General features: G+C 61.1%; 5 protein-coding genes and 1 pseudogene. 4 read left to right on the plus strand and 2 right to left on the minus strand.

What is annotated here, in order from left to right; all coding sequences use genetic code 11:
- Positions 1–54: 54 nt before the first annotated feature.
- Positions 55–243, minus strand: a pseudogene (locus ACIGKQ_RS24930) (DUF2510 domain-containing protein); the annotation flags it as partial.
- 405 nt (positions 244–648) lie between these two features.
- On the opposite strand from ACIGKQ_RS24930, the gene ACIGKQ_RS24935 reads away from it, so the two are divergent.
- From ACIGKQ_RS24935 to ACIGKQ_RS24945, 3 genes are all read left to right on the plus strand, one after another.
- Complete coding sequence (locus ACIGKQ_RS24935; RefSeq protein ID WP_155225815.1) at positions 649–1,902, plus strand: IS256 family transposase; 1,254 nt, start codon at positions 649–651, stop codon at positions 1,900–1,902.
- A 70-nt stretch (positions 1,903–1,972) separates the two neighbouring features.
- Positions 1,973–2,659 (plus strand): DUF4839 domain-containing protein, encoded by a 687-nt coding sequence (locus ACIGKQ_RS24940; protein ID WP_396575154.1) that lies wholly within the window; start codon positions 1,973–1,975, stop codon positions 2,657–2,659.
- Positions 2,660–4,013: 1,354 nt separating this feature from the next.
- Entirely contained in the window at positions 4,014–4,670 is a 657-nt protein-coding gene (locus ACIGKQ_RS24945; RefSeq protein WP_006898340.1) for a hypothetical protein, read from the plus strand.
- Positions 4,671–4,942: 272 nt separating this feature from the next.
- Here ACIGKQ_RS24945 and ACIGKQ_RS24950 read toward each other — a convergent pair whose 3' ends face one another.
- On the minus strand, positions 4,943–5,914 hold the full coding sequence (locus tag ACIGKQ_RS24950) for a lipase family protein (protein WP_085950768.1): 972 nt from the start codon (positions 5,912–5,914) through the stop codon (positions 4,943–4,945).
- A 651-nt stretch (positions 5,915–6,565) separates the two neighbouring features.
- On the opposite strand from ACIGKQ_RS24950, the gene ACIGKQ_RS24955 reads away from it, so the two are divergent.
- The gene (locus tag ACIGKQ_RS24955) at positions 6,566–7,372 is read left to right on the plus strand and encodes a LuxR C-terminal-related transcriptional regulator (protein ID WP_006898342.1); all 807 of its coding nucleotides are present in this window, start codon (positions 6,566–6,568) and stop codon (positions 7,370–7,372) included.
- Positions 7,373–8,092 lie beyond the last annotated feature (720 nt).

The raw sequence follows: 8,092 nt of genomic DNA on the forward strand, positions 1-8,092 counted from the left end.
CACACCGAACGGAGGTGCCACCGACCTAGAACATCCCGCACAGGGTGGGGACTTTTACCTGGCCACCAGCGGGGACATCAAACTGGCCGTTGACATCGGAGCACCCGCAGCACCCCGTGTATCAGACAGCAGCGGGGCTAGCTTTCCACTACCCAAGTCGGGTGCTGGCGGGGCGGGCGCCACCTGTGCCCTCCATTTCTTGCCGTCCCAGTACCGTGATCCTGAACCTCCCGATGGATCTGGATACCACCCAGGTGGGGGAGGCGGTGGAGTGGTCGTATGGGTGCCCTCTCTTGACGAAACTCGACAAGATTAGCCGCACTCGTCCGTCCTTCGGCCCTGACCCTCCGCAGGATCACCCGCGGGCGACAAAGGGATATGGGGTGTCCCAGTGGCGGGTACGGGCTCGGATGGCCAGTAGGCTCAGCACGGGCCGGCCACCTTCCTGGCATGAAGCTGAGGGGCTGTGAGCATGGCAACGGACACCGGAGTCACGTACGAGACGAAAACGATCCGAGTAGTGCCCCATAGAGTGGTGTAACTCGGTGGCCGAGATCGTGTCTGACGCTGTGTTGTTGACCGATGCAAAGCGGCCACCGCGTGATCCTTCGAGTCAACCTTCCACAGAATCCTCGAGGAGTCATCGCGATGACCGCACCCCATATTGTCGACCCTGCCGGCCTACTCGGCCAAGCCCTCGCAGACGCGTCACCGGATCTGATGCGCGAACTGCTACAGACTATGATCAACGCCCTGCTCTCGGCGGATGCCGACGCCGTGTGCGGTGCCGAATGGAACGCACGATCTGCCGAACGCACCAACCGCCGCAACGGCTACCGTCACCGCCCCCTCGACACCCGGGTCGGCACCGTCGACGTCGCCATTCCGAAGCTACGCTCGGGCAGCTACTTTCCCGAGTGGCTCCTCGAACGTCGCAAGCGGGCCGAGTCAGCGCTGATCACCGTCGTGGCCGACTGCTACCTGGCCGGTGTATCGACCCGCCGGATGGACAAACTGGTCAAGACACTCGGCATCGACTCACTGTCGAAGTCGCAGGTCTCACGCATGGCCGAAGACCTCGACGAGCAGGTCGCCGCATTCCGGCACCGCCGCCTCGACGAAACCGGACCGTTCACCTTCGTCACCGCCGATGCGTTGACGATCAAAGTTCGTGAGAACAAACAGGTCGTCAAGGCCGTCGTGCTGCTGGCGACCGGCGTCAATGGCGACGGCCACCGCGAGGTGTTGGGCATGCAGGTGGCCACCAGTGAGACCAAGGCATCGTGGAACACCTTCTTCGCCGACCTGGTGGCCCGCGGCCTGGGCGGGGTGCGCTTGGTGACCTCCGATGCTCATGCCGGGCTCATCGAGGCGATCGCAGCGAACCTGCCCGGCGCGGTATGGCAGCGCTGCCGCACCCACTACGCCGCCAACCTCATGGCAGTATGCCCCAAGTCCATGTGGCCGGCGGTAAAAGCGATGCTGCACAGCGTGTATGACCAGCCCACCGCCACCGCGGTGCACGAGCAGTTCGACCGGCTCCTCGAATACACCGACGGCCGATTGCCCGAGGTCGCCGACCACCTCGGCGACGCCCGCGAGGACCTGCTCGCCTTCACCGAGTTCCCCGACGACGTGTGGCGCCAGATCTGGTCTAACAACCCCACCGAACGGCTCAACCGCGAGATCCGCCGCCGCACCGACGTTGTGGGCATCTTCCCCAACCGCGACGCCATCATCCGCCTCATCGGCGCCGTCCTGGCCGAACAGACCGACGAATGGGCCGAAGGCCGCCGCTACCTCGGACTCGAAGTCCTCAGCCGCTGCCGACTTACCCTGACCACCGACACCCCAACACCGACGGAGGCGACCACCGATCCACTGATGCAACTACCCGCCTGACCCCCCCGAAGGATCAGAAACGAGTTACACCACTACTCGGGGCTTGACCACGATCCGTGCGGTCCGCGGCATGGAGTCGCGGATTGTAAAGAAGTGGGAGGCCGACGGCTGGGAGTTGGTCTCGCAGTCGCCAGGTATGGTTCAGGTTGAAATCACCTTCCGTCGCCCCCGGCCGAAGTCTCGTCGGCTGCTTTGGATCATCGGTGGCGGCGTGGTTGTGCTCGTGCTGGCAATCATTGTGACCGTCGGGCTAGTCATCGAGAAGAACACTGCCCCGGCGAATCCCGCGCCGGGTGAAGCGACAGCTTCGCCGAGCGGGCAACCGTCCGCTGAAGCGACTGGCGAAGCAGCGTCACGGTCATCGACCCGTGATGGCGAGGTGCTCACGCCTGAGAACAGTCCTGAGTTCGCGGCTGTCCTCGCGTTCACTGACTACTGCTCGCCGGACATCGCAGCGTTTGCTGCGGCTCATCGTGGTCGAACGATCGTGTTTCCCGGCAGCATCGCCGCGATGGCACCGCACGGGAACGCGAAGACTAGGTACGACATCCTAATCAACGCGGGCGACGCTGCGTCAGCGACTGGACCGGCTTTCCAGTTCCGTGATGAGAACACCCTCAACGACCTCCACTGGGTCGGCCCGGTACCGGACACGATCGGCGTGGGGACGAACCTCGACATAACGGCCGAAGTCGACCGCTACGAGGATCGGTCGTGCCTGCTACTGCTTGAGCCGGTTGCAACCGCCGTTCGCTAGCCGTACGTAGTAGCTCGCGGCGCGCACGCCACCCACCTGTCTCGGAACGACATCCGCAGCTGTGCTGCTGTTAGGCGACATGGGAACAGGCAACGGCTAGTTGAGCCTGGAGTCGTGCTCGAGCGCACCACGCTGCCGACGCCCGCGGGCGGCAAAAACCTAACTGACCATGCTCGCCGACACCACTCCTCGGGTCCTCAGTCTGCGTAACGAGCTCTCCGGACAGGCGGATACACTCAGCGAAACCTGAGACCCAGTACCGGCAAGGAATTTCGCCCATGCACGCGGCCGATGACGCCGACAATGATCGCGACGCCCCCACGAGCTACTACCTGAGTCAAGCCGTCGCCACACTACTGATCCCAGGAACCGGTCTCACTGTGGCTGAGTGGGTTGACGACAACAAAGGTCCACTGATAATCGCGGACGGTGACCCTGCCTTTCGGGAGTGGCTGCGTCGTCTCCGCTCCGCAGCTGCTGACATGCTTGTCACTGCACCGTATGAAGCTTGGCCCATATCCGGATCAGTCGTAATCACTCGTCCCATACGAGGCAGCACCGGTAACGAACTGGTTCCCCCTCAGTCGGTGACAAGCGCGCGAAACAGCTTCTGCGTCCTGTGCGTCACGCCCGGAGCAGTCCTTCATCAGGCCTCTCATACTCCGCACACTCGTGGCGAAGTCCGGCCACAGCCGCCAGCCGCGGACGTCGCAGCGGCACCACCGTCCGGGCGCATTGGTAACGATGCTCAACTACGCTCTGCGCTATGGATTGACGCTGTTCGCCGACTGAACACGGTGCGGGAAGAGTTCGCTGCCTACGAGACCGACGCAACGGCATTCTTCCATCGCCCACTACTGGCCGATCGAACACACCCGCTCGTGCAAGCTTTCTACACTGCTTTCGCCCATGCCGATGCCTTGCGAGTAGATGGCACCGTTCCTGACGAACTCGGTTTCGTGCGTGACTTCGCCGATCGGGCCGTTGCTGCCGAAACCGCATGGAGGGCCGCGTACGCAGCTGCTTCAGCCTCGGGTGACAGCGGTCTGTCGGCTGAGCAACGAACTCTGCTGCGACGCGCTGAATCGGCAATCAAAGTGGCGCTCGACGATCGATCTCCTCCTAACGAACGAGCAACTGCCTACCGACGAGTGACCGAACTCTTCGGCAAGGCTCACATCGATGTTCCCGCGAGCATAGCCACGGAGTTGCGCCACCAAATCGAGAGCGCTACTCGCAAGACGCTCCCTGATCGACCCGGTCAAGGACTCGAGGCCCATCCAAAGATTGACAGACTCTCATGTCAATCCGCCGTTCCCGACAACAATTGTGACCAAGCAGAAGGACCAACCACATGGATGCCACCGGAATAGCAGTAGCGGTCATCATCGCGCTGGCCGTGATCGTCGGCGTCGGCTGGTTCGAATACCGCCGGCGGGAGTTCGGCAAGCTCGATGTCGAGGTACAGCACGCAGTGACAGCCGCCAGGTCTGCACGCAAGCAGTTCCGGGCTGCATCGCGGCTGATGACGACAGAAGTCGCCAGCATCGAGCGAACCATCAGCGAACTGAGCAGCGTCAAGGGCCAGCGGGTCGCCGCCGGCGGAGGAGTGACGGTCTACCAGCGATGGATCGACACCAGGCAAGGTAGCGGGTCGATCATCGGCGTCACCGCATCGGCAGCCGACGAATCCACCAACGGTGCCGGCAACGCGTACGTTGTGGTTGATGGTCCTGCAGTAAATGGTGTCGCCACCCTTGATGCATCGAAAGACCCAAAAGCCGGTCCGAACGCCTACGCGCTGGCGGCAGCGATCAACAAACAAGCACGGCTGGCCGCTGACGAGAAGAAGACGCTTCCCGAAAAGATCGAGCGAGCCAAGAGTCAGCTGACGACCGCCACACGAAGTCATGAGCAGAAGGTCGAGGCGGCACGCTCTCATTTCAGGGGACGGCTAGAAGTGCTGCCGACAGAGACTCGAGCGAAGTACTTTCGCAACGATCACGCCTAGTTTGGTCCGGCGCGCGTCACCCGTGGGGTTGGAGTTCACCCGGCGGTGATCGCGCGCTGGCTACGCGTCGTTTCGACCCGCTTGGACGCCATGTGTCTGCGACCTGCGTCGATCACTAAGCGCTGGACCAGCGGTCACGTGCTGCTGTGGTGGACAAACACTTGGTGGCCAGATGCATAGACGAGCTGTGTCGGTGACGGCCATGCTTCAGGGGCCAACCTGCGGAAGCCGGCAGACACGCTTGACTTCCGCAGGTCCTCGCTGTGAGCCATTTATTGGGTGAGTCGGCCTGCCAGCCAGTTGACTGCGATATTACCGGTAACCAATCCGACTGCGTGTCCTGGAGCTCCGATGGGCGGTAGCGATGGTGTGTTGATATTCGCCCTGGCGACGTTGGTACCCCCGCGTTTCCAAGCGTCTGCCGTGGCATTCGCATCGTCGGCGGGGACAACGTCGTCGTTCACGTTCTGCATAAGGAGTACCGGATGACTCGGTGCCGTTCGTCCCATTACGAAACTCTGGAATACGCTGTTTATCTCAGGATCGGAAGCCAACTCTTCGATTAACGGTCGCCCACTTACCGTCATCCCCTTTGTCGATCTGAAATAGTGGCCGACGACACTGCCCACCAGACACTCACCCGCAGTCTTACGCAGAAAATCTCTACCCTGACTGTTTAGTTTCGCATCGATCTTCGGCGCAAGTTGCGGATACTCAGCCCGTACCCCGTTCACGAAGTAGCCAATAACTCCGGCCGATAGCTTCCCTTCGTTGAACATCATTGTTCGCGCCGGGTTGGTCGGGGGCGCACCGACCACAGACCCTCTGATATTGAGTTCAGGGGCATAAGACTTGGCCTGTTCGGCAGCGGCGGCAGCTGCCCCGCCCCCCTGTGAGTATCCCCAGATTCCGACAGGCGCTCGGCGATCAACTGCCCCCACCGATATAGCGGCGCGCGCAGCATCAAGCACTGCGTGGGCTTGGGGAATGGGCTGCAGGTAAGGTAGCCGCCCCGGCGCCTCCGTCCCCTGAAAGTCGGTCATGGTTACAGCGAACCCTCGAGTCAAGAGGGAAGCCACGTCAAGCAGCTGTAGCTCGATCATAGGAACGCCAGAGCGGTCGGTGGTCAGTCCGCGAGTCAGCAGCTGTGAAGGTCGGCAACTCGGATCCGAGCCGTGGGTGCCAACTGCATAGGTGACCAATGGGCGAGGTCCTCTACCAGTCCACTTCGAAGCCGGAACCATAACAATTCCCGTTGTAGCGACTGGCTTGCCGCGGGTATCGGAGCTTCGATACGTGACCGAAGTCGCCTTCACCCCAGTAGGGATGGCGCCTGCCAGGAGATCCGTCTTAACAGACCGCAGCAGGCCGCCGTTCTCGACAGGGGCGTCCGCAGGCTCTGCAACGGCCGGAGCGCCCGCTGTTGCTGTTGCTGTTGCTACGAGTAGCGCAGCAGCTGCGTATCCAATCGATCTTGCTAGGAAAGTACGGGGCACATCCACTCCTTCAAAAGTACACGTTGAGTTCTCTAACTGTGAACACACATCGTACACGTTGAGTTCTCTAACTGTGAACACACATCGAACTGTCTCGGGAGAACCAGTCTTCGGCACCTCGCTCGGCCGCACCCGATGTCACGGCGCACTCACCCGAGGTGCGACTGTGAGGCGCGCTGATGGGACAGCTGCTGACCTGTAGCGACGTGAACACTCGGAGTCAGCGCCTCCACGAGCTGGTGCATCACAAACCCCCGATTTGGAATGCCAATCTTCCCTGGCGTTGTATGTTCTCTCACAGGGTGAAGCGGGCGCGACCTCGTCCACACCCCCCGAAGAGGGGGTCGAGCGTCTAGAACGAGCGATGAGATCTGCTCACCACTGATGGTAGGAGAGCAAATGTCTAGAACGATCGAGGAGATCGTCTCCAGTTCATTGCGCAGGGTGCGCCGGGACACCAATGTTTCTCTGGCATTCGCCGGCATGGCCAAGGGGCGATCAACGGTGCACTTGCAGCACTTTGAGGGCGAGACGAAAGGCGTAATCGATGGAGTTTCTATCGAGGTCGGGCACGGACTGGGCGGCAGGGTAGTTGCCCTAAGACGGCCAATGGTCGTCGACGACTATCTGGAAACGCCGCGAATCTCCCACCGCTACAACGATATTATCGAGCAGGAAGAACTGCGCGCGATGATGGCCGCCCCTGTTATTGTCGATCGAGTCCCGATCGCGGTGATCTACGGTGCACTCCACACCCCACGCCTCATTGGTGATCGGATGCTCGACACACTCGCAAGCGAGGCGCGAGCCATTGAGCAAGAGATCGCGTCCGCCCGGGCGCTGTTGGAGTACGATGCGCACTCGCCAGACAAGGATCTTCGCAACCGTGTCACCGCCGCTTTCGCACGTCTCCGCCAGCTGGTTGAGGATGTGGACGACCAGCGCCTCTCGGGGGAACTCACCGATATCATCGAAATGCTCACTGCCGAAACTGATGCCAAGTCAATGTCAACAAATATAACCGCCCGGGAGCAAGATGTTCTGGCGTTTGTTGCGCTTGGATACCCGAATGCTCGGATTGCTGATTCGCTCGGCCTAACCGTAAATACCGTAAAAGGATATATGAAGGGAATAATGCACAAACTTGGTGCGTCCTCGCGACTAGAAGCTGTGGTGCTTGCTCGCTCGGCAGGCCTTTTACCCTAAAGGCCAGAGATCAGCAGGTGCGCGACTATGTCCATGTCTTGCCGAGGCTGTTAACTCGACCTCAAATCGCGTTGCCAGGCAGTAGCTTCCGTGGTCGTGTCTCTGTCCGAGTTCCTGCTTCGCCAGAATGCGGCGGTAGAGGCCGCCCCTACCTGCTCAAATGTCATAATATCTAATCAGCCCTCTAGATCGACTGGGGGAGCGGAAGTTTCAAGTAGATGCGACATAAGTCAAGCGGCGTATGCTGGTCGAGGGTGTCGCCTCGCCGGGCTACTTCAGCTCACTCTGAGGCTTGTGTCGGTCTTGGCGTTCAAAATATGGAGAATCCCCGAAGTTGGGCTGCCGCTATGAGTGCGGCTGAGTGCTTCCCAATCTCGGCTGTCTCGAGCGTCTTGATCGGGTCCTGCCCGGTGCCGTCATCGGTTCGGCGCATCCACATCGCCCAGTTAGTGAGACCGGCGCCCCATTTTGACGGGTAGGTGATGCCGTGGGGGCGTGACCCGTCTTCCAGAACTACCGATTCGCGTATCCAGGTAGCTATCCCAGTCGTCAGAGTTTTCGCCTCGGGTGAGGAGTTCGTGAGCTCGCTCAGGGTCAACTGTTCGGTGCCGAGCGCGCCAAGCAGTTGTCCATGGCCATGAGAAAGTCCCCATTGGTGGCCAGGTCGAGGTCCCCGCTGGTGGCCAGATAAAAGTCCCCACCCTGTGTTCGTCGTGTCGA

Origin of the sequence: Gordonia sp. NPDC062954 (assembly GCF_044543825.1) — a bacterium.
Lineage (GTDB): Bacteria > Actinomycetota > Actinomycetes > Mycobacteriales > Mycobacteriaceae > Gordonia > Gordonia tangerina.

What these genes read in the sequence shown, in the direction of transcription:
- ACIGKQ_RS24935 (WP_155225815.1), top strand. Translation starts at nt 649, where the DNA reads ATGACCGCACCCCATATTGTCGACCCTGCCGGCCTACTCGGCCAAGCC.
- ACIGKQ_RS24940 (WP_396575154.1), top strand. Translation starts at nt 1,973, where the DNA reads ATGGAGTCGCGGATTGTAAAGAAGTGGGAGGCCGACGGCTGGGAGTTG.
- ACIGKQ_RS24945 (WP_006898340.1), top strand. Translation starts at nt 4,014, where the DNA reads ATGGATGCCACCGGAATAGCAGTAGCGGTCATCATCGCGCTGGCCGTG.
- ACIGKQ_RS24950 (WP_085950768.1), bottom strand. Translation starts at nt 5,914, where the DNA reads ATGGTTCCGGCTTCGAAGTGGACTGGTAGAGGACCTCGCCCATTGGTC.
- ACIGKQ_RS24955 (WP_006898342.1), top strand. Translation starts at nt 6,566, where the DNA reads ATGTCTAGAACGATCGAGGAGATCGTCTCCAGTTCATTGCGCAGGGTG.